The sequence below is a fragment of the Ruegeria sp. BB5 genome (assembly GCF_056539405.1).
The window spans coordinates 92,825-118,814 of the sequence record NZ_JBQFUX010000008.1 but is presented as its reverse complement, the minus strand read 5'-3'; the positions used below and the strand labels follow the sequence as shown (position 1 = coordinate 118,814).

Below are 25,990 nucleotides of genomic sequence, written 5' to 3'. Positions count from 1 at the left end.
CGCTTCGGTCAGGTTCTGCTTTTAGCCTGTTTCCCATCTTGCGATCCAATACGGCGAAGAGTTCGCAGGTTTGAGGCGAGCCTAGAGCCTCAAATGCAGGAGGGTGTCCGTTGCCGGTGGATGAAGCAGAAGCCGCATTCGAAAACAAATTTTGGGATCACTGGGAGGTAGGCATCTATGTCGAAGCCACCAGCGGAGAACCTTTGTTCGCCTCAATCGACAAATATAATGCCGGAAACGGATGGCCAAGCTTCTTAAGACCGATAGCGGAAGAAAGTATCGAGGAATTCAACGAACGCGAACATGGTGCGATACGTATCTTGCTGCGTTCCAAAGCAACAAACCGGCACATCGAGTATCTGCTCCTGGACGGGCCGGAACCCACCGGGTTGATCTACTGCATTAAGTCTTCGGCCATTCGCTTCGTGCCAATTGACGAGCTGCCCCAGTCATAACGTTGCGCCCAGAAAGCCATGCGCGGCATTGGGGCATGCCAGGCATCACAATCTTCAAAATCACACGGGAGAACCAAAATGAAACATGTATCCAGGTCTGCTTATCTGACTTTTTCAACAGCATCTCTGGCGGTGGCAAGCGTTACCGGAATGGCGCTGGCATCAGGGCATTTTATCTCAGGGTTGCAGGGGCAATACCCGGAATACGACCTGAACGACACCTACGTCTTTCAATCCAGTAATGATGGCTACACCACCATCATTTCCTCCGCAAACCCAAGCACGCCAGGTTCAACAGACTCTCCTGCCGGAGTCACGTTCGGCAATGAGGGCATCTACAATATCCATATTGCGCAGGATGACAGCTTTGAAACCGGCATGACATTTGCATTTACCTTCGACGGCGACAGGATCGAAGCTCACAAGATCGGTTCCCCTAATGCAGAGATTCGTGAAACGGGGGAAACTCTGGGCGGAGGGAACATCAGCGAATTACTAACGCTGCCTGGTGACATTCGGGTCTGGGCCGGACGCGGTGAAGAACCGTTCTTTGGTAATGGCGTCGGTTTGGCCAAGTTCAATGCCGCTAAGCAGGGCGGAACGTTTTCGCCGGAAATCTTTCAAGAAAACGGAGATTTGTTCCTGGGTGCAACTTCCAGCTTTATTGTCATTGATATCCCGAACTCAATGCTGAGCGACGAGATCAAGGTTTTCACGACAACGGCAGTTCCGCATAAGGGCGAATGGAGCCAGGTTGATCGACATGCCAACGTGCTGTTCCCGTACGTATTCCTGTCCGACACGCCAGCGGTTCAGGAAGATCATGAGCAACACCGACCGGATCTTGACGTGGAAGAACGACGCCAGGCAATCGTAAACAATGTGTTTTGGGCGGTTTCTGCATCCAAAGCAGATGTTGGCAACGGCGTGGACTACGCGGAGAAAGTCGCGGATATGGTCATGCCGGACGTGATTACTTATCGCCCGGGATCAGAAGCCGGTTACGCCGTTGACGATCTGAACGGCCGCGCGCTGCAAGATGATGCGATGAACACTGTGTTGCAGCTTATGATGGGCGTGCCCGTCGATGACAACGCCGATGACAGCCACCGCTACACGGCTGAGTTCCCATACATCCTGCCCACAAACTAACTCCAACTTCGTAAATCTATGCTCCCGGCCTCTGACCATCGTGGCCGGGTTAGCCACCTATGCCGGAGAATTGTTATGAAAAAGCTTGTTGCTGGTGCAGTCGTTCTGATCTGCATTGGTGTTGTATCAATGGCCGAAGAGTCGATCCAATTACCAGTATCCTTCAATGCTGATGGAACCGTAAACCGGCCTTTGAATCACAGACAATGGGTAAATGTTGGTACAACCTTGATACCACAGGGTGAGATTAACACTATCGATGACCTTCCGATATCAACCAGCGAATACATCGACACCTATGTCGAACCCATGGCATTCGCCATATACATGGCCACTGGAACCTGGCCCAATGGCACGCAGATCGTGAAAGAGTTCACGGCTACAAAGCCAACCGAAGCTAGCGAAGTGTTGAGGCATTACTCAGATCCGCTTTGGGCTCAAAGCCTCTAACGACGCTCTGAACTAAGAACAGCTACATCAAACCTTTTGCCGACCACTGAGTGTTGAGGTAAACGTTCCCAACGGTGGCACAGCGTACTGCGCTCTTGCTTTTGTTTTGTGAGACAACGGGATTTGGACAAGCCAAACGCCCCTGGCCATCAGGGGTAAGACACTGCCTTCCCCCTCGCAACACCGTGTCCTCGGCTGCGCCTGCGGGCCGCACCACTATTGTCGAATAGCATTGCCTCGCCCCCATCCGCGTTCGCCACGTGGCAGATCAGCAGGAACAGGCGCCTTCGGCGTATGATCTGCAAATCAGCCCTGATTTCCCCAAAAGGGAAGTCAGGATCATTGAAATCGGTCTAGGTGCTGGATGAAGGAAGTGAGGCGAAAATGGCAAGGTTCTGTCGCTGGTGGCAGAACTATGTGTCGCCTGACAAGGAAATGTGGAACGCCACTGAAAATTGACTCAATCGACGGTCAAAACTTCAATAAATCGGTCATTTACGTCACTCATTTGCGTCCCAAACGTCAAGCATTTGTGACCCAAAACGAATTGAGGCCATTCGACCATAATAAGGAGGGGTTTTGTCTATATGGACGGGTTATGAACAAAACCTCCATTCGTGCCCTCAGCACCAAAGACGGCTTGGCATGACTTTTGCCAGCAGTGGAAAACACCCAAGTTTGGCAGTTAGACAAATCTGTTCACATAATTCTCTAGTATTTCCTGGCGTCCAGATTGCGGCTCTGGGTTTATTCCTTCATTTAAAACGCGAGCGGAAATTTCATCCAGACTACTGCCTAACATGGACTCCGCTTTGGGAGACTTCCAACCGGAGTAGCGTTGCGAAAGCGCGTTTTCCAAACCTCCATCTTCAATCATTGCAGCCGCTGCTTTCAAACCACGTGCGCATATATCCATTCCGCCGATATGAGCCGCCGCCAGATCGACAGCGTCAATCGATTGCCGGCGAATTTTGGCGTCGAAATTTGTGCCCCCGGTGGTAAAACCACCAGCTTTCAGGATGTAATAGTAAGCTAGGGCAACTTCCGGTGTATTGTTCGGGAACTGGTCTGTATCCCATCCGGATTGGTAGTCGTTGCGGTTCATATCAATCGAACCCAGCATCCCTTCAGCAGCCGCAACCGCAATTTCATGCTCAAAGCTATGCCCGGCAAGGATCGCGTGGCCCTGCTCGAGATTTAGTTTCACTTCGTTCTCCAACCCATACTTCCTGAGAAAACCGATGCAAGTAGCTGCGTCATAGTCGTACTGGTGCTTGGAAGGCTCCTGAGGTTTCGGCTCCACAAGAATGGTGCCTTTGAACCCGATCTTATGTTTGTACTCTACGACCATGTTCAGAAAACGGCCCATGTGGTCCAATTCAGTTTTCAGGTCCGTGTTCAGAAGGGTTTCGTAGCCCTCACGACCACCCCACAGAACATAGTTTTCACCGCCTAGTTTGTGAGTTGCATCCATACAGGATTTCACTGTCGCTGCAGCGAACGCAAAAACGTCGGGATCAGGATTGGTACTGGCGCCAGACATCCAGCGACGATGACTGAACATATTGGCCGTACCCCAAAGCAGTTTGGTGCCAGAAACTTGCATCTTTTCACCGATATAATCGGTGATTTCTTCCAATGTGCGCAGGTTATCGGCAAAATTTCCCTGTTCAGGCCGGATATCAGCGTCGTGCCAGCAAAAGAATGGCTGCCCCAAAAGCTCAAACAATTCGAATGCAATATCTGCCTTCTGGCGGGCCCGGCCCATATCGTCCTGAGGATACCATGGGCGTTCGAACGTAGGTCCACCAAAGGGGTCTCCACCCTCCCACGCGAATGAATGCCACCAGGCCACCGCAAACCGCAGATGGTCCTCCATACGCTTGCCCATGATGATTTCATCCGGGTCGTAGTGACGAAAGGCCAACGGGTTCTTGCTGTCCACGCCTTCAAACTGGACCTTCTCGATCCCTTCAAAAAAACCGTTTGGCATTTCTGCCCCCTACTCTGCTTTTTGTGCTGGCTGCTTGCCGAGAATGATCATCGACAAAAGATCGTCATCAGTTACGTCTGCGATATCGACCGTCCCAACCAGTTTTCCGTTCTTCATGACCGAGGCGCGGTCGCACAGTTCCATGACGGCATGCACGTCGTGATCGATCAGAAATATCCCGATGCCTTGCGCCTTTAGCTGGTGGATCAGATCCGCCACCATCTGAGTTTCATGCGGCCCCAGCGCTGCTGTCGGCTCATCCATGATCAGAATACGTGCGTTGAAGTAGACAGCCCGAGCGATCGCCACTGATTGTCTTTGCCCGCCCGACAAGGCGGAGACCGGGTCGTTGAACTTCTGAAAGTTCGGGTTGAGCTGAGCCATGATCTTTCGACACTCGGCCTCCATGGCTGCGTCGTTGACCAAACCAAAAGGCGTCGTCATCTCGCGCCCTAGGAACAGGTTCGATGTCGCGTCCAGATTGTCGGCCAAGGCGAGCGTCTGATATATCGTTTCGATGTTATTCGCCCGGGCGTCACGGGGATTGCCAATCTCGACTGGCTTGCCATCAATCAGGATCTCACCGTGATCCATCTGATAGGCGCCGGACAGAACCTTGATCAGAGTGGACTTCCCGGCCCCGTTATGGCCAAGCAGGCCAACGACTTCACCCGGATAGAGATCGACCGACACATGGTCGACGGCCTTGATCCCACCGAAGGAAATCGAGATGTCGCGCATCTCGACCAATGGCGGCGCGCCTGACCCACGCCCAGTGCCGGAAGGTTTTTTCTGAGTATCCTGAGCTTGCATCACTTGGCCCCCAGTCGCTTGCGGTAAACGATGTCGATATAGACGGCCAACACGAGGACGCTGCCGACAACGATGTTCTGAAACGGCGCGTCAACGCCAACCATTGCCATGCCCGATTGCAGCGCCTGCATGATCAATGCACCCAGGATCGCGCCATAGATGGTGCCGATGCCGCCCGACAATGCGGTTCCTCCGATCACTGCAGCGGCTATGACCCGAAGTTCGTCGAGCGTACCAATGTCGTTCGAATGGTTTGCCAAGCGGGCCGAGGCGACCACCGCGGAAACGGCGCACAAGAAACCCATCAAAGCAAAGATTTTAACGGTCAGCAGCCGAGTGTTGATACCCGAAAGCTCTGCCGCATCTGGGTTGCCGCCAGTGGCAAAGATGTACCGACCAAACCGGGTTTTCCGTGCCACGATCGTCAGGGTAACCGCGACTATGATTAGTATCAGGACAGAAATTGGTATGCCGTATCCGACGACCAGCCCCTCTGGCATTGTCTCTCCGCGCGCTTCGAACATACGTTGCAGTCGGCGCGTCGGTATGGCGTAGCTGTTTACGATGTAAACGTACCCAAGGATGGCGATTGCGATTATCCCGGCCAAAGTGGCCTCGGCCCAAACAGGTTTTACCGGGAAACCATGTGACGCTTTTGCGCGTCGCCCACTCCACAAAGCCCAGATGGCAATCGCAGTAGCGAACAATCCAAACAGCCAGCTTGTCGTCGTTCCCAATGTCCCGTTGGTCCCGCCAAACATCAGGAATGTACTATCCAGAGGACCGATCGTCTGGCCGCTGGTCAAATACCACGCCACGTTTCGCCAAACCAGAAATCCACCAAGCGTAACGATGAACGCTGGTATCGTCAGATAACCAACCATCCAGCCATGAAACGCACCAATCAGTGTGCCGACAAACAGTCCGACAACGATTGTGATCGCCCAGGTTGCCGGGTTGTTCAAACCCATCCCAAGTATTTGCGGCAAAAGCTCGGTTTGCGTCATTGCCATCACAGCCGAGGTTGTTGCCAATAGCGCGCCAACCGACAAGTCGATGTGTCGCGTGACGATAATGAACACCATCCCACATGCCATAATGGCAACCGAAACTGTCTGAATGGACAGGTTGAATAGATTGCGCGGCGTCAGGAACCTTCCATCTGTGAAGATGTTGAATCCGATGCACAGGATGACAAACGCGCCGATCATTCCCAAAAGTCGCATGTCCAGTTCCAGTTGCTGGAACAGGCTGGGTTTCGCTTTTTCAGGTATCGGCTGAGACGAAGTTTCGGTCATTTCCGATCTTTCATATTCAGCATTTGCCCCAGGCCCAGACTAAGAGGCCCAGGGCTGAGTGGTTTAGTTACAAGGGGCAGGTCCGTTTTCAACGCCTTGGCAAAGATCTTCCAGCGGGATCCATCCGGCATCAACAACCACGGACAAGTTGTCCTTAGTGATTGGAACAGGCGCTAGGAAAACCGAGTTCATCTCGGTCCCACCCGGTGATGTCCAGCTAACTGCGCCTTCGACATCAGCAGGGCTTGTCCCACCGCTCAATGCGACAGCGATTTCGCCAGCGGCCTTTCCAAGTTCGCGAGCATCCTTCCAAACCGAAACCGTCTGCGTTCCCAGTGCGACACGGTTCAATGCTGCGTGGTCGCCGTCCTGACCGGAAACCGGAATGCCTTCCATGCCCTGTGCGGTCAGCGCAGCAACAACACCGCCTGCAGTACCGTCATTTGACGCAACAACCGCATCCACGTTGTTCTCATTCGCGGTCAGGATCTGCTCCATGTTTCGCTGCGCGTTCGCCGGCAACCAGCCATCCGTATAGGCCTCACCAACGATTACGATGTCACCGCCGTCGACGGCTGCTCCGATGATCTCTTGCTGACCACCGCGCAGGAAATCTGCGTTTGGATCAGTAGGAGAGCCTTTGATCATCACGTAGTTGCCCTTGGGCATGGCTTCAAAAACAGCCCGGGCCTGCATTCTGCCGACTTCCACATTGTCAAAGGTCAGATAGAACGCACGGTCGTCCTCAATCAGGCGATCATAGGCAATGACTGGAATACCTTCGTCCGCCGCAGCCTGAACAGCCGGTCCGATTGCCTGCGCGTCCTGGGCCAGAATAATAAGCGCGTCTACACCCTGGGCGATCAGGCTTTCAATGTCCGATAGCTGCTTTGCGGAAGACGACTGCGCGTCTGCCGAGATGTACTCGGCACCCCCTGCTTCAAGCGCCGATTTGATGGCCGCTTCGTCTGTTTTCCAACGCTCTTCCTGAAAGTTCGACCAGCTTACGCCGACCACTGGCTCTGCGAATGCGGTCGAAGCCAACAAAGTGGCCACAGCCGAAAAGCTGAGAATTCTCTTCATGATTTCCTCCCAATTGCCGAGCCATCGCATTTCGATTCGCGGCTCTCACAAATTTGAATACCATATTTATTTCAGTCGGTAAAATATTTACTCTACAAGACGCACCCAAATTCAAATAGATTGGATCAACAGCAAGATTCGCGAGGACAAGATGCTGAAAAGCAAAGCCTCTCCGGTTTCTTTGGAACAAAGAAATACGACCCGCTTACGGGTATTGGAGCACATCAGAGCCAAGGGGTCCGTCTCGCGGATCGATATTGCATCCGCCTTGCAAACCAGCCCTGCGACTGTCACCGCCGCCACGGCTGATCTCATCTCGGCCGGGCTGGTGAAGGAGACTGAAAGCCAAGCACAGTCAAAGTCGGGGAAGAGAGGCAGACCCAGAGTATTGCTGCAATTGGACGGCCAGATGCACCTTGTGGCCGGCCTCAAGGTGGCTCGGCAAGTAATCTCCGTTATCTTGGTCGACTTTGAAGGTAACGAAATCGCATCCCATAAATATGCTCTGGATCACGCCAGAATGTCGCCGCAAGTATTTGTTTCGGCGATCCGCGAAGCTCTTGAAGAAACCTGCAGTCAGATCGATCGTACTGTCGCTCATTTGGCAGGTGTTTCTATCGGGGTGGCTGGACTGGTCGATGCAAACAAGAATTTTGTCCACTGGTCATCCTCGATTGCTGAGAGAAATATTGATTTCAGCCACTTGCTTTCAAATGAGCTGCCCTGCCCCGTATTCGTCGACAACGACGCCAATCTTGTCGCCAAGGCCGAACAGCTTTTTGGCTTGGGTAAGGGTTTAAAGAACTTCCTCGTTGTTACGATCGAACACGGTGTTGGCCTTGGCATCGTATTGGATGGCAAACTATACCGTGGAGAACGAGGCTGCGGCGCTGAGTTTGGGCACACCAAAGTTCAACTTGACGGAGCCCTTTGCCAATGCGGTCAACGCGGATGTCTAGAAGCCTATGTGGGCGACTATGCTTTGATCCGCGAGATGACAGTCACCGGTCATACCAACGACATGGAAACCGTTTCCGACATACATGACCGCGCCAACTCAGGTGACGACAGAGCTTCATCAGTGCTTGCCCGCGCAGGTCAGATGTTTGGCCTCGGGATTTCCAACCTGATCAACTTGTATGACCCAGAGTGCATTATCGTCTCGGGGGCACAAATGAGCTTTGAGCATTTGTGTTCCAACGAAGTTATGACCCGCATTCAAAACGGCGTTGTGAATGTCGATGCACCTTTGCCCCAGATCAAAGTTCATCACTGGGGTGACATGATGTGGGCCAAGGGGGCGGCAGCCTATGGAATTGAACAAATCTCAATTCTCAAGGTCAAGGAGCTGACGGCGAATGCGTCTTGAGTTTGCGATATTTGCAACTTTGGCCACAGTTGCGAATGCGGACACTGTTATTCCCCAGTTTACAAATGTGGATGTACCAAAACATGTCTATGATGGCGGATGGGAGCATTTTGTCGGCGGTGGTGTGGCCGTTTTCGATTGCAATGGGGACTCGCTGCCAGAACTCTTTTTGGCTGGCGGTTCCAACCGGTCTCAACTGTTCATCAATACCTCGAAGGAACAGATAGCATTTCAGGCAAAGACGCCTGAAGATCTTTCGCTGGCCGGCGTGACCGGCGCCTACCCTCTCGACGTTGATAGCGACGGCATAGTGGATTTGGCGATTTTGCGTGTTGGCCCAGACCTGCTTCTTCGGGGCGATACCGACTGCCAATTCAGCCCTTTCACGGAACTCGGGTTTCAGTCCGAGGATCACTGGACCACAGGTTTCTCGGCAACATGGGAAAGCGGGCAAACTTTACCGACCTTGGCGTTTGGCACTTATGTTGATCGATTTGATCCCGAAGGTCCTTTTGAATCCTGCGGGCCAACCCTTTTGTACCGCCCAGAAGGCGACTTGTATCACGAACCATTGCATCTTGAGCCCGGCTACTGCTCACTTTCTATTTTGTTTTCGGACTGGGCCCGAACTGGCCGCGCTGATCTTCGCGTCAGCAACGACCGTCACTACTATGTTCGCGGCGGTCACGAGCAGTTATGGGCGATGGAACCCGAGCCTCGGCAATACTCGGAAGACGAAGGCTGGCTTCCATTTTCGATCTGGGGAATGGGGATCGCCTCTCGCGACCTTACAGGAGATGGATTTCCCGAAGTTTATCTGACCTCGATGGGTGACCAGAAACTCCAGATTTTTGACCCAGTGACAAACGGCCCGACCTGGCGCGATGCGACTTACGAAAAGGGTACGACGGCTCACAGACCGCATATAGGTGGAGACGGAAGGCCATCCACCGGGTGGCACGCACAGTTTGGCGACCTCAACAACGACGGCCGGGACGATATTTTCGTGGCCAAGGGAAACGTAGAACAGATGCCCGATGCAGCTCTGAACGACCCCAATAACCTACTACTACAGAACTCCGACGGACAGTTTATTGAAGCTGCAGCAGATGCCGGTGCTGCCTCGATGGCTAAGTCTCGTGGTGCGGCGATTGCTGACCTGAACAACGATGGGAAGCTGGATCTGGTGGTCGTCAACCGAGGTTCTGAGCTAGAAGTCAGCCAGAACACTTCTCAAGGTGGCAACTGGCTATTGCTGGATGTCACTCAGGATCAATCCAATCACGCAGCGATTGGTGGATTTGTTGAAGTCAAAACCTCGCTGGGTGTTCAGACCCGCGAGCTAACAATCGGAGGCGGTCACGCTGGTGGCATCGCTGGGTTTCAGCATTTTGGGCTCGGGAGTGAGGACCAGGTGCAGGTTCGTATGATCTGGCCGGATGGTTCGAAAGGCAAGTGGTTGGACTATCAGCCCAACCAAATCATACGTCTTCACCGCTGATTACTTTTCAACCGGTAAACCACTTGGAACTTGGTCGGGCACACCTAGCCGCTCTGCCGGGTCTTCAAGGCTTGCCAGAAATCTGAGAAGAGCGTCGATTTCCTGATCCCTCAGGCTTACTTTCGACAAGCTGTTGCTTTGGGCAATCGCACCCAAGTGCTGATTATCCGACATTGCCCTTTGGTCGTCAGAGCCGGGGAAGTCCGGCAAGGTGGCCATCTCGATCGAGTAGTTTCGCAAGGACGCCACCGGGTCCAGATGATGGCGTACTATATCCTCAAGTTCAGCGTAGGCTCCGTTGTGTCCGTACGGAGCTGTCAGAGTCACGTTGCGCAAAGATGGCGTGCGGAAAGCAAACGCGTCGCCGGGATCACCGGTCACGCGAAGACGCCCGTCGTCCCTGACATGGTTTTCAAATCGCGCCGCCTTTCCCGGGCCGATCTGCGGCAGTGCCATCGAATGAAACTTGTGATCCGTCTGAAACCAGCCCGAATGGCAGTTGCTGCAGCCAGCTTTTCCGTAGAACAGGCCCATGCCAACTTCGGCCTCTTCTGGCAATTCAGCCTCACCTCGCATCGCGCGATCGAAGAGGCTGTTATCCGCGCGCCACTCGAACGCGATAAAGTCCGCGATTACGTTGGCAATTGCCGTGAACGTAATTTCATCATCCGGCGCTAAGTCCTCAAACCTCTGCTCGTACTCTGGAATGGCCGCAACACGTTCTGCAATCAGATCCCACGCACCGCCTTGCTGTGTCAGAAACCCGAGGCGAACCGCTTTGCTCACGTCATTCTCAGAATAGTGACCCGCCATTTCGTCTGGCGACAAAACCGGGAACATCGCCTGTGCGGCCAGCGCGGACTTGAAACCAGACCGCATATGAGTACCCAACGGGGTTCTGATACCATCAGGTTGCGTTGTGTCTACCTCTAGTCGCCCATCATGAAAAAACGTCGTGAACTCAGCGGCTCCAAGGTTCCAAAGCCCCGGTGAGTTTCGAGGAATACGTTGTTCCGGGGTATTCTCTGGGTCCAATGTCCGCTCTGGACCCAACCCAATTCCCCCTTCCCCTATACCAAGGGAAACACCGTCGGACGTGCCAAGCCTGGGATGATGACAGGTCGCGCAGCTGATATTCTTGTTGCCAGACAAAATCGGGTCATAGAACAGCAAACGCCCCAGCTCAGCACTTCCAAAGTCAGGATCGAGGAACTCTGGCAAAGGACCAAGCGATTGGGCACGCGCACCGTCCACCATTGAGATTGTTGAGCCTATAATCAAGAATAGCGAAACTGCTCTCATGTCATTCCTTAGAAACTTCTAGAATAAGTTCCTGCCGATACGGGTTCTCCGGAGTATAGATTATTGAGGGAAACGAAGAGATATTCGGTGCGTTGGGATAACCCGATGGTTCGATACACACACCACGCGAAGCGCGACGCGGTTTCGTCAGCTCATAGCCCGAATAAACCTGTGCTCCGGGCTGGTCAGAGTAGACTGTCAACGCAAGGCCAAAGGGTGAAGTGAGTTCCGCCACCGGAGCCTTTGGGCCGCGATCATGATCAAAGCAGAAATAGTTATCAATCCCATCGGGCACACTTCCAATCATATTGGGCGTTGAAAAATCCAACCCGTTTTCGTTGGTCGCAAGCACTCTGCCCGACGGAATACCCTGATCGTCGATTTCCAGATACCGATTTGAAGTTAGTTTAAGCGTATGCTGGTCTACGCCTTCTGCGGCACCCAAAGTGTAGTAGTTGTGTTGCGCAATGCTTATCGGCGTCGGCCGGTCAGGTTGTGCAGCTACTGAATAGACCAAGCGTGAACCCTGTAGGCAGATCCTGACCTCGAACCTGATTTCCCCCGGAAAGCCGCCCTCCCCATCGCGAGAAACGTAACTCAACAGGGCCTCATTCTGTGCAATCTGTTCGAATTCCCAGAACTGTTTAGACAGCCCATCGTCGCCGCCATGCAGGGTGTTTTTGCCCTCATTGGCGTTCAGTTCAAAACTGGCACCATCCAATTCAAACGTCGCGCCTCTGATCCGGTTGGCAACGCGCCCAACAATTGCGCCCAGGTAACGCGTGTCGGCGAGATACTCATTTGGGTCCTCGAACCCAAGGATGAGCGGGACGTCCTTGTACCACCAACCCTGCGTAATAGCCCCATAGTTCAGGACCGAAACACGCATATCCCCGTCCGTGATAATAGCAGCTTCAATCCCAGAGGCTTTACCCGTTTCTGGTTTCATCTTACTGCCAGCGGCGCAAGCGCCTGATAGAATTGCTTGTATCTCCGGTATTCGTTTTCGTAGGCGTCAATCAGATCGCCGCGTGGTTCAATGCGTTCCTGAATTTCCGGCGGCGTCATGACTTGCGCCGGTTCAGCGCCGTTGGCAGCACATATCGCGAGTCGTGCAGCGCCCATTGCGGCACCGAATTCGCTGCCTTTTGGCAATTCCAGCGGAACTTGCAAAACAGTAGCCAAGGTTTCCAGCCAGAACCGAGATCGCGCACCTCCTCCAACTGCCATAAGGCTATTTGGCTGGGTTCCGGTGCTCTTCAGTGCTTCTAGGCAATCTCTCATCCCGAAAGAAACACCCTCCATTACGGACTGGGTCAACTCAGCGGGTTCCGACGAGATGTCCACGCCCAAAAACGCGCCTCGAATATGGCTATTGTTATGCGGTGTCCGTTCTCCTGACAGATATGGCAGGAAGGTGATCGCTGTAGGTCCGTTCAGTTTTTCAGGCATAACTGCAGCAAGTCTTTCCACGGGTTCACCCAGATTGCGAGCAAGCCAGTTCATGCTGTTCGTTGCTGAAAGCATGACACCCATTTGTATCCACCGATCAGGAACCGCATGACAAAAACAGTGTACGGCTGTTTCCGGATCAGGAGCATAGGCTTCCCGCGCAACAAGCAACACGCCAGATGTTCCGAGTGAGACAAAACCTATGCCGTCGTTGATGCTCCCAATCCCGCAGGCAGCGGCAGCATTGTCGCCAGCACCTCCAGCCACGACAACCGGATTCGAAAGCCCCCACTCCTGCCTCAAACGGACCTTCAACTCTCCACCCGGATCACTGCCTTCGACCAAGCTTGGCATCTGCTCGACACGCATGTGACCTATGGCCAGCGCCCTTTCTGACCACTGCCGAGTGTCAACGTCCAGCCAGGATGTTCCTGCGCTGTCAGACATGTCTGAGACATATTCGCCAGTAAGCCAAAACCGCAAATAATCTTTCGGCAACAGTACCTTGTCTACCTTTGAAAACACATCCGGCTCGTGGCTGCGCAACCACTCGAGTTTCGGCGCCGTAAACCCGGGGAATACGATGTTCCCCGATATTGCGCGCATCTCTGGCGATTGATCCAGTATCCTCGCCTCATCAGCTGACCGTGTATCGTTCCAAAGAATACAGGGCCTCAATATTTTGCCATCAGAATCCAGTAGTGTAGCGCCGTGCATGTGTCCGCTTAGGCCAATACCTCGCAATTTTGAGAATGCTTGCTGGTTGCCGACGCGAAGCTTCCCAACAACCTCGTCGCAAGCGTTGGTCCAATCCAAAGGATCCTGCTCAGACCAGCCAGGCTTGGGCGTCGAGGTGGAAATGCTGACTTCGGCATCACCGACAACGTGTCCTGAGTCATCTACCAGAATCCCGCGGAGACCTGACGTTCCCAAATCTAAGCCCAGATACATTGAGGACCACCTGCATAAATATTTTAATGATTAAAATTATTTGAAACAGGAATCTTGTCAAGGCTCCGTCAAAGGAGTGCCCTCCAATCGTATCTTGATCAGAAAGCACGAACGCAACGTTCTTCGATACCCCCGATAGCCAAAAGAAAGACAGAGCAAGAGTTGAGTTTAATCGTCTGCCCGAACATGGCTCAAACCTCTTAGAAAAGCCACTTTGACGGGGGCAAGGTTTAGGCGAATATTTCCCCAGTTTGACCGACCGTTAGCGTTCCACCATTAACCACTTCGACATAGACGCCCATATCCATATGCCCCATCAATTTCCGAATAAGGTACGGTACTTTCAAGTTGCGCTCGGCCGTTTTCGGGTTCACTTCAGTTGCTGCACACCTTTTCGTACGTGAGAGTATCTTCAACTCGACATCGCCAAATCTTAAAACTGATCCAACTGCATCCAGCTCAGCAAACGAAGGTAATCCGTCTATCTCAATATTCGCTCGGAAGCGCGCCGGGTGAATTTCTGCGTTCAGTTGTTCGCCCAACTTTTTCACAGAGGCCAGATTCAAAACGGATATCGCGTTCATCATTTGCGGCGATACGACAGATACATCCGTAAACCTATGAGGAGTAGAAGAAACAAACTTTGGCAGCTCTGGATCTTTTAAGTCGATCTCTGAAGAAAGGAACTCTGCCGCCTTCTCCCGATCTTCAGACTCTCGCATATCAAAGCGTCGTGTCTTTCCGTTCGCATTGATCTCAAGTGCCTGAGATTCAATTTCAAAACCGGTCTGAATGCCTGCCAGTGCAGCCTCGTTCAACAATACGACAAAACGATCTTTCGGCAGAGGCATTGGGTTCTGCATGTCGAAACCGGAGTTGTAGCGAGCAAATCCGAACAGGCGATCGCCCGGAATGCCCTCTCCTGCTCGCAGCGTCACAGTTCGCATAGGCTCGGAACTCAAGCCTTTTATAGGGTAGCGGTTCAATCGGACGATGGAGAGATTGCTCATACGTCAACACCTAACCAAAAAGAGTTATGCACGGTCCCGAGTTGTCCGCGCTGTTTGACGCTATCTCGAATTCTCAAAGGTATCGACCAAATAATCTTTGAACGCTTCAGAAGCGGGTTCGCTAAACCTGTTGGCCGCATGACGGCTGCGCCCATTTAAGTCGATATGACCATTCAATACCTCGCTGCCAAAAATACATGCGCATCAAGTTCAAAGAACAATTTCTCTAGGAATCAATAGCTAAGAGACAAAATTTGCGATCTCCGCTGGGCTCTTGAGGTACGAACCTCAAAATTATCTGGACTTGAGGTGCGTACCTCAAATAGCCTTGGATGTATGCCGCGATTCGCACATCCTCGATTGACGGCGCAAAAAAGGGAGGAATGGATGACTTACACAAAACTGGCCTCGGCCAGCGCAATAGTCTTTGCCGCTACTACTCTTTCTACCAAGGCAAATGCTGAAGATTTGACACTCTGTTGGGCTGCATGGGACCCGGCCAACGCGCTTGTTGAGCTATCAAAAGAATTCGAAGCAGAATCCGGCCACTCGATGAACTTCGAATTTGTTCCCTGGCCAAATTTTGCGGACCGGATGCTGAATGAACTGAACTCTGGGGGTAAGCTCTGCGACCTGCTGATTGGTGACAGCCAATGGATCGGCGGCGGCGCCGAAAACGGCCACTATGTCCAGCTGAACGACTTCTTCAATGCAGAAGGCATCAGCATGGACGATTTCGCGCCGGCCACGGTCTATGCTTATTCGACTTGGCCTAAGGGCACACCAAATTACTACGCACTGCCTGCGATGGGCGATGCGAATGGCTGGTTCTATCGCAAGGACTGGTTCGAAAACCCCGAAATTCAAGCCGCATACAAAGAAGCAACTGGTCAGGATTTACGCGAGCCCGAGTCTCAAAAAGAACTATTGCAGATCGCGCAGTTCTTCCAAGGTCGTGAGATCGACGGCAAGACCGTCTATGGGGCAGCAATCTTTACCGAGCGCGGCTCGGAAGGGATCACCATGGGTGTGACCGGAGCACTGTATCCTTGGGGCTTCAAATACGAAAACACCCCGGGCTCATATGATATGGAAGGCGCAGTAAACTCACCGGAAGCGGTTGAGGCGCTGGAGTTCTATAAAGAATTCTACAAAACGGCGACGCCTCCTGGATATACCAACTCCTACATGGGTGAGAGCTTGGATGCATTTAAGTCCGGTCAGGTCGCTATGGCGATGAACTGGTTTGCGTTCTTCCCTGGTCTATATGCCGATCCCAATACAGGTGGTGACAAGATCGACTTCTTCGTGAACCCACCACAAAATCAGCCAGGCTCGACACTCGGCGGACAAGGTATTTCTGTCGTCAGCTACTCTGACAAACAGGACGCCGCACTTGAGTACATTAAGTGGTTTGCACAGCCGGAAGTTCAGGCCAAATGGTGGGAACTTGGAGGCTATTCGGCACATAACTCGGTTCTTGAAGATCCTGGTTTCGTAGACAGCCAACCGTTTGCCGGTGACTTTCTGGAAGCAATGGCTGGAGTTCAGGATTTCTGGCAAGAGCCCGCCTATGCGGAACTGCTGCTGGCAATGCAGAAGCGCATCCACGACTACGTGGTTGCCGACCAAGGCACAGCTCAAGAAGCGCTAGATCTTCTGATCGAAGATTGGACGGAAGTCTTCGAAGACGAAGGCAAGCTGTAGTCTGGAGGCAGCTAGGAGCGGGTGCAATCCCGCTCCACCTTCACCCGTGAGTCCGAAACCAAAAAGAACTGGCAAAGAGATGTCTGACAGGACCGTAGATCGCGTTGCGCAGGCAACGCCCGAGCGAGTTGCGCGAAAAATCCGAGGGTTATCCGACCGCGCGATCGCCTGGATATTCATCTCACCAACGATTTTCTTATTGCTGGCGATCAACATCTTTCCGTTGATCTGGACCATCCAACTAAGCTTTACCAACTACAAGGCCAACCGGATCGGGCGTGAAGTCAAAGATGTCGGGCTCAGGAATTACGAGCGTATCCTGACAGACTCAGACACATGGCTGAATATGCAGGCGACGGCGCATTTCCTGTTCTGGACAATTTTTTTCCAGGTCCTGATCGGGTTTACTCTGGCATGGTTGATCAACAAGAAATTTAAGGGCAACGATCTTTGGACCACGATTATCGTGCTGCCGATGATGCTGTCTCCTGCAGTCGTCGGAAACTTCTGGAAGTTCCTGTATCAACCTCAAATCGGCCTGTTTAACTACATCGTGTCCTGGTTTACCGGCAAGGACCCATCGAGCTTTGAAATGCTGGGATCGGTCACGTTGGCCCCGTGGGCAATCGTGATTGTCGACACCTGGATGTGGACCCCCTTCGTGATGCTGATCTGTCTGGCCGGTCTGCGCAGCATTCCCGACTACATCTACGAGGCAGCTGAGATCGACCGAGCCAGCAAGCTGCGGCAGTTCTTTACGATCACCATCCCGATGGTGTTGCCGTTCCTGATGCTGGCCGTGCTGTTTAGAGGGATCGAGAACTTCAAGATGTTCGACCTAGTGGTTCAGCTAACCGGTGGAGGGCCCGGTTCTGTTACGGAACTCACTTCAATCAATCTCAAGCGGGAGGCATTTGAAAAGTGGCGTACGGGCTATGCCTCGGCCTATGCGATCATTCTTTTCGTCACCGTGTTCGGCCTTGCGTCGATCTACGTCAAAGCCCTGAACAAGGTGAAACAGAGATGAGTAGTTTTTCCGTCACTGAACCTTCGAACCGGTCCAAGTGGATCGCAGGCTTCTTGGTCATTACTTACGCGCTGATCACGATGATCCCGCTGGTTTGGATTTTGCTAACTGGCTTCAAGTCTCCAGCCGATGCGATCAGCTACCCGCCCAAGGTTGTCTTTGACCCAACGCTTGAAGGTTACGTCAATCTCTTCACCACACGCACGCGACAGACGCAGGAATTTCTGGAAGCGAACCCACCGCAGAACTGGGCCGATGAGATCGTGCGCCAATACGACATGGTGATTGTCGGGCCATCCAAATTCGGTGAGCGCTTTATGAATTCAGTTATCATCGGATTCGGCTCGACGTTCTTGAGTATCTTTCTTGGTACGCTGGCCGCCTACGCGTTCAGCAGGTTCAAAGTCCCACTAAAGGACGACCTGCTGTTCTTCATCCTCAGTACAAGGATGATGCCCCCGGTCGCTGTTGCCATCCCAATCTTCCTGATGTTCAGAAACCTTGGGCTGAGCGACACGCATCTGGGAATGATCCTGCTGTATACGGGTGTGAATATTTCCCTGGCGGTCTGGTTGCTGAAGGGTTTCATCGACGAAATCCCTAGAGAGTACGAAGAAGCCGCCCTCATAGATGGCTACACGAGGTTTCAGGCATTCTACAAAGTGGTGCTGCCGCAAGCCGCGACCGGCATAGCCTCAACAGCTATCTTTTGCCTGATCTTCGCCTGGAATGAGTACGCGTTTGCCGTGCTGCTGACATCCGCGAACGCACAGACTGCACCACCGTTCATCCCGACCATTATCGGTATCGGCGGTCTGGACTGGCCTGCCGTGGCGGCCGGTGCAACGATCTTCCTCATCCCCGTCATGATTTTCACCATCCTGATGCGCAAACATTTGCTGCGTGGGATCACATTCGGAGCCGTGCGCAAATGAGCGACTTTCTAACCGGATTGATGCGGCTCCGCCGCGGCCCATGGGAGATGGTCGCAACCATCCTTATCGCACTGGGTGTCTTTATGCTGATGCAGCCCTTTGTCCTTTGGGCCTTCACCTACTCTTTCATCGTCACGCTGATCGGAACCGTCATGTTCATCATCGTCAGCCATTTCCCGGAGTAGAAATGGCCCAGATCGTAGTCAAAAACGTAAAGAAGATGTTCGGCGACTTCACGGCTGTCCGCGAAAGCTCGTTCACGATTGAGGATGGTGAGTTTTTCATGCTGCTCGGGCCATCTGGCTGCGGAAAGACGACGACACTGCGGATGATCGCAGGGTTGGAGCTTCCAACGTCGGGTGAAATCTATCTGGACGGTGAAGAGATCAGCCAGCGGCCGCCATCAGAACGGGACATTGCCTTCGTGTTCCAGATGTTCGCGCTGTATCCCCACATGAACGTGCGCAAGAATATCAGCTACCCCCTGATATCGCAGGGCATGCCGCGTGCTGCTGTCAAAGCCAAAGTAGAGGAAGTCGCGGGAATTCTGGGGATCAACGACATCCTCGATAGCCCGGTTGGTGGACTTTCAGGTGGCGACAGGCAACGCGTGGCGCTGGGGCGCGCGATTGTTCGCGAACCCAAAGCGTTCATGATGGACGAACCCCTTGGTGCCTTGGATGCCGAGTTTCGTGAGCATATGGCCGAAGAGTTACGCGCGCTTCATGATCGCATGGGCGCAACCACTGTGTACGTCACGCACGACCAGTTGGAAGCCATGCAAATGGGCGACAAGATCGTAGTGATGAACAACGCTGTGATCGAGCAATTCGGCACGCCGCAGGAAATCTACGACAAACCAGCTACCATGTTCGTTGCAGATTTTATCGGGTCTCCTTCGATGAACTTCCTGCCGTTTCAGGGAAAGGTCGAACCCGGCTCGGAAACGGTTCGACTGAACGGCCATGACGAAGCCGTACCGAGATTGATGGAAGGGGCGGAAGGTGAATTGGTTTTTGGCGTTCGCCCCGAACATGTTTTTCTGTCGGATGCGAGCGAATACAGGGCCAAGGTTCTGGCCGCAGAATACCTTGGAACCACCCAGATCGTAACATTGCAAAGTCCGAACGGAGAACTGAAAGCCCGCATTGATGCACGCGAGGTCGTCAGTCCCGGTGAGACAGTGGGATTGGAGTTCCGCTCCCCCGCAGTAACTTTGTTTGAAAAATCTACCGGGCGCGCGTTGAAGTCCGCTCTGAACGACGAGGTACTTAGCAATGGCTGAAGTCGTTTTGGAGAACATCTCGAAGTCATTCGGCAACGTCACAGCGGTGGATGATATCTCAATGACGATCCCCAACGGTGCCTTTGTGGTGTTGTTGGGTCCGACTGGCGCGGGAAAAACAACGACACTGAGATTGATTTCAGGGCTTGAGAAACTGGACTCAGGAACAGTGCGCATCGCCGGGCGTGACGTTGGAATAGACACTCCCGCTCAGCGCGATGTAGCAATGGTCTTCCAGCAATACTCGCTGTACCCGCATATGACAGTGCGGGAAAACCTGTCTTTCCCTCTGCGGTCGCCGATCCTGAAAACACCAGAGGATGAGATCACGAGGAAGGTAAACGAAGTCGCTGAGATCCTCCAGATCCCGCACAAAATGGACAACAAAGCCACTGAATTGTCTGGCGGTGAAATGCAGCGCGTTTCAATTGGACGGGCGCTTGTGCGCGACCCCCAGATATTTCTGATGGACGAACCGCTCAGCTCTCTGGACGCCAAGCTACGGGCGGATTTGCGGGTAGAACTGAAGAGAATTCAGGCAGATCTGGGATCGACTTTGTTGTACGTGACCCATGATCAGGTCGAAGCCATGACAATGGCGACGCATATCGGGGTTTTGGAAAACGGCCGATTGGTGCAGTACGGAACACCCCGGGACATTTATGAAAACCCGGGCAGTGTTTACGTGGCCAGCCGGTTGGGTCTGCCTCGGATCAACATCTTGCCGTCCGAATTGTTCGGAGGCGATCACAAAGGCCCGCAGATTGGCCTGCGCCCGGAAAACATCATTGAAGGCGAAGGCAGTGAAGCGCGTGTGATACGCGCTGAACATCTTGGGGATCAAACGCGGTTGCACCTGGACTTAAACGGTCACCTGGTTGTTACCTTGATTGATGTCCATCAGGACTATCCATCTGGAAAATATATAAAAATTCGCCCACACAACCCATTGTATTTTGACGCGTCCGGCGCGCGAGTGAATTAAGGAGCAAAAGCATGGCCCAGTTCCTCAACACAAAAGAAACCCTGGTGACAGAGGCCATTGATGGTCTTCTAGCCTCCTCCGGAGGGCAACTTACCCGATTGGACGGATACCCGCATATCAAGGTTGTCTACCGGTCGGATTGGGACAAGTCGAAAGTCGCCTTGGTTTCTGGTGGAGGGTCTGGCCACGAACCCGCCCATGCGGGCTTTGTTGGTGCTGGTATGCTTACGGCCGCGGTCTGCGGGGAAGTCTTTGCATCCCCATCAGTCGAAGCGGTTTTGGCGGGCATTCTTGCGGTCACGGGTGAAGCTGGGTGCCTGCTGATCGTCAAGAATTACACCGGTGACCGGCTGAACTTTGGACTAGCGGCTGAACGCGCCCGTGCATTGGGTCGCAAGGTTGAGATGGTCGTCGTTGATGATGACATCGCCCTGCCCGACCTTCCGCAACCACGTGGCGTGGCAGGTACGTTGTTCGTGCACAAAATAGCCGGAGCGCTTGCAGAAAGTGGTGCTGATCTGGACACCGTCACCGCCGCAGCAAGACGCACCATAGCCAAGGTCGTCAGCATCGGTATGAGCCTGGACACCTGTACCGTTCCGGGATCTCCGAAAGAAGACAGGATCGCCCCCGGAAAAGCAGAGCTTGGCTTGGGTATCCATGGCGAGCCCGGTGTACAGCAAGTCGAATTCTCAAATGCTGTATCGGCTATGTCCACAGTTGTGGAGAAGCTGAAACAACGGGTGGGGTCCGGGGATTGTGTGGCGTTGGTCAACAACCTGGGTTCTACAACGCCGCTGGAAATGGCTGTCCTCACGCATGCCTTGTCCGAAACTGGTATTGCCCATCACATCATAGGCCCGGCCCCAATGATGACATCGCTGGATATGCATGGGTTTTCTGTTTCCATTCTGCCGGTAGGTCAGGACGACTTATCGGCGCTTAAAGCGCCTGTTGACCTGGCGGCTTGGCCCGGCGTCAATTCTATCGACCCGATAAAAGTCGCACCTCTGCCTGATGGGCTGACTCCTATCGATCCAATTCCTTCGAACAATCCCGCCACTAGGGAAACGATCATCCGGATGTCTGAACTGCTCATCAACGCAGAGAAGAACCTGAACGAGCTGGACGCGAAATCCGGAGATGGCGATACAGGAAGCACATTGGCGACGGCCGCAAGAGCATTGCAAGATAGCCTTGACCGCATGCCGCTTGCTGATCTGACGCAACTGTTTCCGGCATTAGGAAATGAGTTAAGCCAGACAATGGGTGGTTCTTCCGGCGTGATACTCGCAATTTTCTTCAACGCAGCTGGTGATGCTTGTGCGAGCGGGGCTTCGGTATCGAAGTCTCTGGTCGAAGGCCTGAATCGCGTCAGCCAGGTTGGGGGTGCCAAGGTCGGTGACAGGACAATGATTGACGCCCTGGCACCAGCACTTGCCGCGCTGCCATCTGGTCTGACGCATGCAGCCGAAGCTGCCCGCGAAGGCGCGAACAACACCGCAAATATTCGTCGTGCGAAGGCGGGCCGCGCGGCCTATGTTCCCGAAGAGAACCTAGTTGGACATAACGATCCCGGCGCTGAAGCTGTTGCTTTGTTGTTTGAAGGCTTGGCACGGGAGATTGAGGGCTGAAGAACACGTGGAAGATCAAAAACAAAAACTAGAATTGGTGAAAAAGCCAACCGTTAATGACATCGCTCGCGTGGCGGGTGTCAGCCTGGCGACCGTTGATCGGGTCTTGAACAGGCGCCCCGGCGTGCGAGCAGTGACTGTACAGAAAGTACAGAAGGCGATTGATCAGCTGGGGTATGTGCGCGACACCGCCGCAGCCAACCTGGCGCGAAACCGCGTCTACAATTTCCTCTTTGTTTTACCAGACACGGACAACGAGTTTGTGGAGGCAATAAGCAGTCAGATCGCTGAACAAACACGTGACCAATTTATCCAACGGACGCGCGTTGCAGTAAAGAACGTCGCTCCGTTCGAGCCGCAAGATATCGTCAACATTTTAGATGCTGTCGACAGTTTGGACGTTGACGGAGTCGCCGTTTTCGGGCCCGAAACACCTTCAGTCCGCGACGCTGTAAAAAGGCTCAGGGACAAAGGCGTTCCGGTTGTTGCCTTGGTGTCTGACTTGCCAAGTTCTGAGCGAGACCACTTTGTCGGAATTGATAACGTTTCAGCAGGACGAACCGCCGCTCAGCTGATGGGAAGATTTGTCCATCGCGAAGGCAAGGTCTTGGTTCTTACAGGGTCCCGTTTGGCGCGTGACCACCTGGAGCGTCGTCAAGGCTTTGACCTTGTTGTGGCTGAGGAATTTCCGAACCTGGAAGTCGTAGCGTCTGTCGAGGGCCGGGATGACCCGGATCTGATTTACAGGATGATGCCCGAAGTCTTTGAAATCTATCCGGATCTGGTCGGAATATACTCGTCAGCAGCGGGCAATGCGGGCCTGATTCAATTTCTTTCAGAGAACAAACTCAGCAAAGATCTGGTGATCATAGCTCATGAGCTTACTCCGCTCAGTCGTGAGGCGCTTAGGCTTGGCACATTTGACGCCTTAATCTCGCAAGATACCGGGCACATTGTTCGTTCTGCCGTCCGTTTATTGCGCGCAACTTCGGACAAGGTTCCGTTCAACAAAGCACAGGAACGTATCCGTATCGATATCTATCTGAAGGAAAATTTACCGCCATAGAGGCTCAGGTTTTGGGGAGGAAATTTTATGAAAACAATCAAAGGTCCAGCTTTGTTTCTTGCGCAATTCGCGGGGGACGAAGCGCCGTTCAATTCGTGGGACGCGATCACTAAATGGGCGGCTGACTGTGGATACAAGGGCGTTCAGGTTCCTAGTTGGGATGGCCGGTTGTTCGACCTGGAACAAGCCGCATCCAGCGCCAGTTATTGCGATGACTTCAAAGGCAAAGCCAAGGAAAATGGCGTCGAAGTCACTGAACTTTCAACCCACCTTCAGGGCCAACTTGTGGCCGTTCACCCGGCCTATGACAGCGCGTTTGATGGTTTTGCAGCCGAAAGCGTCAGAGGAAACCCGAAAGCCCGGCAAGAATGGGCGGTAGACCAAGTTAAAAAAGCGCTATCTGCTTCGAAAAACTTGGGTATTACAGCGCATGCGACATTCTCAGGCGCATTGGCATGGCCCTATGTCTATCCTTGGCCGCAGCGCCCTGCTGGCTTGATCGAAACGGCATTCGAGGAGCTTGCTCGTCGTTGGGTGCCAATACTGGATCACGCCGAGGAATGCGGCGTTGACGTCTGTTACGAAATTCACCCAGGTGAGGACCTCCACGACGGCGTGACGTACGAGATGTTTCTTGAACGGACAGGTAATCACCCACGCGCTTGCATGTTGTACGACCCGTCGCACTACGTGCTGCAATGCCTCGACTATCTGGACAATATCGACATCTACAAAGATCGGATCCGGATGTTCCATGTCAAAGATGCCGAGTTTAACCCGACCGGCCGGCAGGGTGTTTATTCCGGGTATCAAAGCTGGGTCGATCGTGCCGGGCGCTTCCGGTCGCTTGGTGATGGTCAGGTGGATTTCGGGGCGGTCTTTTCAAAAATGGCGGCGAATGACTTTGATGGTTGGGCAGTTGTCGAATGGGAATGCTGCCTCAAACACCCCGAGGATGGAGCGCGTGAAGGCGCTAAGTTTGTGTCAGATCACATTATCCGTGTGACCGAGAAAGCCTTTGATGATTTCGCTGATGGTGGCGCAGACGAAGCAGCCAATCGTAAAATGCTGGGGATTGAATGATGGTCACAGGACGCAATGAAGAAACCTCAGGCCGCATTCGACTTGGCATGGTTGGCGGCGGGAACGACGCCTTCATAGGTGGCGTTCATCGAATAGCGGCGCGACTGGACGACAAGTTTGAATTGGTTGCCGGTGCTTTGTCTTCGACGCCAGAGAAATCTCTTGAAAGTGGTCGGGCGTTGGGGCTCGAACGGGTCTATGAAGACTTCAAACAAATGGCGATAAGGGAAGCCCGACTGAAATCCGGGATTGAGGCGGTCTCAATTGTCACGCCAAATCACGTCCACTATGCATCCGCGCGCGAGTTCCTGAAACGCGGTATTCACGTAATTTGTGACAAGCCACTCACCTCGACCCTTGCCGATGCAAAAAAGCTGGTCAAAGCAGCGGAAAGCGCGAATGCCCTATTCATACTGACACATAACTATACGGGCTATCCAATGGTCCGGCAGGCACGTGAAATGGTTGCTAACGGAGAAATTGGCAAGATCCGCGTGGTTCAGGTTGAATACCCCCAGGACTGGCTGACCGAGCAGCAGGATTTCAAACAGGCTGAGTGGCGAACCGATCCCGAACGCTCGGGCGCGGGTGGATCAACCGGTGACATCGGGACTCATGCTTACAACCTCGCTTGCTTTGTAACCGGGCTGAAGGCGGAAAGCTTGGCGGCGGACTTGCAGGCCTTTGTGCCGGGGCGCAAAGTTGATGACAACGCGCACGTGTTGCTTCGTTTCGAAGGTGGAGCGCGCGGTATGCTGTGGTCGTCTCAGGTGGCCCCCGGCAATGAAAACGCACTTCGTTTACGCGTCTATGGCGAAAAAGGTGGGTTTGAGTGGTCTCAGGAAGATCCCAATTATCTTTGGTTTACGCCATACAACGAACCCAAGCGTTTGATCACCCGAAATGGTGCTGGTGCTGGTGACGCAGCCAATCGGTTGAGTAGAGTTCCTCCGGGACATCCAGAGGGATATCTTGAGGGGTTCGCGAATATCTATGGAGAGGCAGCAGAGGCAATCCAAGCCTTCCGAAATGGGATTTCACCTGACGGGTCGGTTGTTTATCCAACGGTTCATGACGGACTCAATGGTGTTAAATTTGTGGCCGCATGCGTGCAAAGCTCTTCAAGGAATGCGGCTTGGGTCAGCTTAACTTAAAATCTGATTGTGGGCATAAGGCAGAAATCTTGGAAGGCAGCACGGCTATCTGCCAAAAAACCGAAGCGCACCCAACCTCTAGATGAACACTCCGGAACAACAAACCGCGAACGTCTCTGAACGGCAGCTATGTGGCCCTATTGTTTTTTGCAGTTTGGCAGAATTATACAATCGCTAATGGCGGCGGGCCTTCTTCCCCTCACTTTCCCTTCGTGGACCAGCGGGACTTAGACAAGTCAAACGCCCCTGGCCGTCAGGATGAGGGCACCGCCCTCCCCCTCAGGC

At 53.3% G+C, this 25,990-nt stretch carries 23 protein-coding genes; 15 read left to right on the top strand and 8 right to left on the bottom strand.

Annotation, left to right across the window (positions count from 1 at the left end; translation table 11 throughout):
- Positions 1–116: 116 nt before the first annotated feature.
- From msrB to ACR0DL_RS16845, 3 genes are all read left to right on the top strand, one after another.
- On the top strand, positions 117–455 hold the full coding sequence (gene msrB / locus ACR0DL_RS16855) for a peptide-methionine (R)-S-oxide reductase MsrB (RefSeq protein ID WP_480690430.1): 339 nt from the start codon (positions 117–119) through the stop codon (positions 453–455).
- 78 nt (positions 456–533) lie between these two features.
- Entirely contained in the window at positions 534–1,607 is a 1,074-nt protein-coding gene (locus ACR0DL_RS16850) for a DUF4331 family protein (RefSeq protein ID WP_480690316.1), read from the top strand.
- 75 nt (positions 1,608–1,682) lie between these two features.
- On the top strand, positions 1,683–2,057 hold the full coding sequence (locus ACR0DL_RS16845) for a hypothetical protein (protein ID WP_480690314.1): 375 nt from the start codon (positions 1,683–1,685) through the stop codon (positions 2,055–2,057).
- Positions 2,058–2,742: 685 nt separating this feature from the next.
- Here ACR0DL_RS16845 and xylA read toward each other — a convergent pair.
- The 4 genes from xylA to xylF all read right to left on the bottom strand — a co-directional run bounded on the left by xylA (position 2,743) and on the right by xylF (position 7,244).
- Positions 2,743–4,050: a xylose isomerase gene (gene xylA, locus ACR0DL_RS16840; RefSeq protein ID WP_480690312.1), complete on the bottom strand. Its 1,308-nt coding sequence runs from the start codon at positions 4,048–4,050 to the stop codon at positions 2,743–2,745.
- A gap of 9 nt (positions 4,051–4,059) precedes the next feature.
- Complete coding sequence (locus ACR0DL_RS16835) at positions 4,060–4,863, bottom strand: ATP-binding cassette domain-containing protein (protein WP_170379765.1); 804 nt, start codon at positions 4,861–4,863, stop codon at positions 4,060–4,062.
- Positions 4,863–6,161 carry a sugar ABC transporter permease gene (locus tag ACR0DL_RS16830; RefSeq protein WP_170332141.1) on the bottom strand — a complete coding sequence of 433 codons (1,299 nt, stop codon included), beginning with the start codon at positions 6,159–6,161 and terminating at the stop codon, positions 4,863–4,865. The genes ACR0DL_RS16835 and ACR0DL_RS16830 overlap by 1 nt, the downstream gene beginning before the upstream one ends.
- Positions 6,162–6,224: 63 nt before the next feature.
- Positions 6,225–7,244 carry a D-xylose ABC transporter substrate-binding protein gene (xylF, locus tag ACR0DL_RS16825; protein WP_170553447.1) on the bottom strand — a complete coding sequence of 340 codons (1,020 nt, stop codon included), beginning with the start codon at positions 7,242–7,244 and terminating at the stop codon, positions 6,225–6,227.
- 151 nt (positions 7,245–7,395) lie between these two features.
- Between xylF and ACR0DL_RS16820 the strand changes: the two genes are divergently transcribed.
- Together ACR0DL_RS16820 and ACR0DL_RS16815 are read left to right on the top strand one after the other, a co-directional pair.
- Entirely contained in the window at positions 7,396–8,613 is a 1,218-nt protein-coding gene (locus ACR0DL_RS16820; RefSeq protein WP_170362201.1) for an ROK family transcriptional regulator, read from the top strand.
- Positions 8,603–10,114 carry a CRTAC1 family protein gene (locus tag ACR0DL_RS16815; protein WP_480690309.1) on the top strand — a complete coding sequence of 504 codons (1,512 nt, stop codon included), beginning with the start codon at positions 8,603–8,605 and terminating at the stop codon, positions 10,112–10,114. The genes ACR0DL_RS16820 and ACR0DL_RS16815 overlap by 11 nt, the downstream gene beginning before the upstream one ends.
- On the opposite strand, the gene ACR0DL_RS16810 is transcribed toward ACR0DL_RS16815, so the two are convergent.
- From ACR0DL_RS16810 to ACR0DL_RS16795, 4 genes are all read right to left on the bottom strand, one after another.
- Complete coding sequence (locus ACR0DL_RS16810) at positions 10,115–11,416, bottom strand: cytochrome-c peroxidase (protein ID WP_480690307.1); 1,302 nt, start codon at positions 11,414–11,416, stop codon at positions 10,115–10,117.
- A 1-nt stretch (position 11,417) separates the two neighbouring features.
- Entirely contained in the window at positions 11,418–12,365 is a 948-nt protein-coding gene (locus ACR0DL_RS16805) for an aldose epimerase family protein (protein ID WP_480690305.1), read from the bottom strand.
- The gene (gene xylB, locus ACR0DL_RS16800; RefSeq protein WP_480690303.1) at positions 12,362–13,819 is read right to left on the bottom strand and encodes a xylulokinase; all 1,458 of its coding nucleotides are present in this window, start codon (positions 13,817–13,819) and stop codon (positions 12,362–12,364) included. The genes ACR0DL_RS16805 and xylB overlap by 4 nt, the downstream gene beginning before the upstream one ends.
- 230 nt (positions 13,820–14,049) lie before the next feature.
- On the bottom strand, positions 14,050–14,829 hold the full coding sequence (locus ACR0DL_RS16795; RefSeq protein ID WP_480690301.1) for an MOSC domain-containing protein: 780 nt from the start codon (positions 14,827–14,829) through the stop codon (positions 14,050–14,052).
- Between the two features lie 387 nt (positions 14,830–15,216).
- On the opposite strand from ACR0DL_RS16795, the gene ACR0DL_RS16790 reads away from it, so the two are divergent.
- From ACR0DL_RS16790 to ACR0DL_RS16745, 10 genes are all read left to right on the top strand, one after another.
- Positions 15,217–16,536, top strand: coding sequence for an ABC transporter substrate-binding protein (locus ACR0DL_RS16790; protein WP_480637885.1), 1,320 nt, complete (start codon positions 15,217–15,219; stop codon positions 16,534–16,536).
- A gap of 79 nt (positions 16,537–16,615) precedes the next feature.
- Entirely contained in the window at positions 16,616–17,563 is a 948-nt protein-coding gene (locus ACR0DL_RS16785) for a carbohydrate ABC transporter permease (protein ID WP_170332156.1), read from the top strand.
- A complete protein-coding gene (locus ACR0DL_RS16780; protein WP_010442361.1) occupies positions 17,560–18,498 on the top strand; it encodes a carbohydrate ABC transporter permease in 939 nt (312 codons plus the stop codon). The genes ACR0DL_RS16785 and ACR0DL_RS16780 overlap by 4 nt, the downstream gene beginning before the upstream one ends.
- Entirely contained in the window at positions 18,495–18,683 is a 189-nt protein-coding gene (locus ACR0DL_RS16775) for a hypothetical protein (RefSeq protein ID WP_010442360.1), read from the top strand. The genes ACR0DL_RS16780 and ACR0DL_RS16775 overlap by 4 nt, the downstream gene beginning before the upstream one ends.
- Before the next feature lie 2 nt (positions 18,684–18,685).
- A complete protein-coding gene (locus ACR0DL_RS16770) occupies positions 18,686–19,783 on the top strand; it encodes an ABC transporter ATP-binding protein (protein ID WP_480690299.1) in 1,098 nt (365 codons plus the stop codon).
- Positions 19,776–20,768 carry an ABC transporter ATP-binding protein gene (locus ACR0DL_RS16765; protein ID WP_480690297.1) on the top strand — a complete coding sequence of 331 codons (993 nt, stop codon included), beginning with the start codon at positions 19,776–19,778 and terminating at the stop codon, positions 20,766–20,768. The genes ACR0DL_RS16770 and ACR0DL_RS16765 overlap by 8 nt, the downstream gene beginning before the upstream one ends.
- Before the next feature lie 11 nt (positions 20,769–20,779).
- On the top strand, positions 20,780–22,402 hold the full coding sequence (locus tag ACR0DL_RS16760) for a dihydroxyacetone kinase subunit DhaK (RefSeq protein ID WP_480690295.1): 1,623 nt from the start codon (positions 20,780–20,782) through the stop codon (positions 22,400–22,402).
- Entirely contained in the window at positions 22,329–23,468 is a 1,140-nt protein-coding gene (locus tag ACR0DL_RS16755; protein WP_480690293.1) for a LacI family DNA-binding transcriptional regulator, read from the top strand. The genes ACR0DL_RS16760 and ACR0DL_RS16755 overlap by 74 nt, the downstream gene beginning before the upstream one ends.
- Positions 23,469–23,495: 27 nt before the next feature.
- Positions 23,496–24,551, top strand: coding sequence for a sugar phosphate isomerase/epimerase family protein (locus tag ACR0DL_RS16750; protein WP_480637891.1), 1,056 nt, complete (start codon positions 23,496–23,498; stop codon positions 24,549–24,551).
- The gene (locus ACR0DL_RS16745; RefSeq protein ID WP_217353337.1) at positions 24,551–25,705 is read left to right on the top strand and encodes a Gfo/Idh/MocA family protein; all 1,155 of its coding nucleotides are present in this window, start codon (positions 24,551–24,553) and stop codon (positions 25,703–25,705) included. The genes ACR0DL_RS16750 and ACR0DL_RS16745 overlap by 1 nt, the downstream gene beginning before the upstream one ends.
- The last annotated feature ends 285 nt before the right edge of the window (positions 25,706–25,990 follow it).

Bases quoted from the DNA above. Each gene is read 5' to 3' on its own strand.
- ACR0DL_RS16790 (WP_480637885.1), top strand. From the start codon at position 15,217: ATGACTTACACAAAACTGGCCTCGGCCAGCGCAATAGTCTTTGCCGCT.
- ACR0DL_RS16820 (WP_170362201.1), top strand. From the start codon at position 7,396: ATGCTGAAAAGCAAAGCCTCTCCGGTTTCTTTGGAACAAAGAAATACG.
- xylA (WP_480690312.1), bottom strand. From the start codon at position 4,050: ATGCCAAACGGTTTTTTTGAAGGGATCGAGAAGGTCCAGTTTGAAGGC.
- ACR0DL_RS16760 (WP_480690295.1), top strand. From the start codon at position 20,780: ATGGCCCAGTTCCTCAACACAAAAGAAACCCTGGTGACAGAGGCCATT.
- ACR0DL_RS16795 (WP_480690301.1), bottom strand. From the start codon at position 14,829: ATGAGCAATCTCTCCATCGTCCGATTGAACCGCTACCCTATAAAAGGC.
- ACR0DL_RS16745 (WP_217353337.1), top strand. From the start codon at position 24,551: ATGGTCACAGGACGCAATGAAGAAACCTCAGGCCGCATTCGACTTGGC.
- ACR0DL_RS16830 (WP_170332141.1), bottom strand. From the start codon at position 6,161: ATGACCGAAACTTCGTCTCAGCCGATACCTGAAAAAGCGAAACCCAGC.
- ACR0DL_RS16780 (WP_010442361.1), top strand. From the start codon at position 17,560: ATGAGTAGTTTTTCCGTCACTGAACCTTCGAACCGGTCCAAGTGGATC.
- xylF (WP_170553447.1), bottom strand. From the start codon at position 7,244: ATGAAGAGAATTCTCAGCTTTTCGGCTGTGGCCACTTTGTTGGCTTCG.
- ACR0DL_RS16805 (WP_480690305.1), bottom strand. From the start codon at position 12,365: ATGAAACCAGAAACGGGTAAAGCCTCTGGGATTGAAGCTGCTATTATC.
- ACR0DL_RS16785 (WP_170332156.1), top strand. From the start codon at position 16,616: ATGTCTGACAGGACCGTAGATCGCGTTGCGCAGGCAACGCCCGAGCGA.
- ACR0DL_RS16850 (WP_480690316.1), top strand. From the start codon at position 534: ATGAAACATGTATCCAGGTCTGCTTATCTGACTTTTTCAACAGCATCT.
- xylB (WP_480690303.1), bottom strand. From the start codon at position 13,819: ATGTATCTGGGCTTAGATTTGGGAACGTCAGGTCTCCGCGGGATTCTG.
- ACR0DL_RS16770 (WP_480690299.1), top strand. From the start codon at position 18,686: ATGGCCCAGATCGTAGTCAAAAACGTAAAGAAGATGTTCGGCGACTTC.
- ACR0DL_RS16765 (WP_480690297.1), top strand. From the start codon at position 19,776: ATGGCTGAAGTCGTTTTGGAGAACATCTCGAAGTCATTCGGCAACGTC.
- ACR0DL_RS16835 (WP_170379765.1), bottom strand. From the start codon at position 4,863: ATGCAAGCTCAGGATACTCAGAAAAAACCTTCCGGCACTGGGCGTGGG.
- ACR0DL_RS16815 (WP_480690309.1), top strand. From the start codon at position 8,603: ATGCGTCTTGAGTTTGCGATATTTGCAACTTTGGCCACAGTTGCGAAT.
- ACR0DL_RS16845 (WP_480690314.1), top strand. From the start codon at position 1,683: ATGAAAAAGCTTGTTGCTGGTGCAGTCGTTCTGATCTGCATTGGTGTT.
- ACR0DL_RS16810 (WP_480690307.1), bottom strand. From the start codon at position 11,416: ATGAGAGCAGTTTCGCTATTCTTGATTATAGGCTCAACAATCTCAATG.
- ACR0DL_RS16750 (WP_480637891.1), top strand. From the start codon at position 23,496: ATGAAAACAATCAAAGGTCCAGCTTTGTTTCTTGCGCAATTCGCGGGG.
- ACR0DL_RS16775 (WP_010442360.1), top strand. From the start codon at position 18,495: ATGAGCGACTTTCTAACCGGATTGATGCGGCTCCGCCGCGGCCCATGG.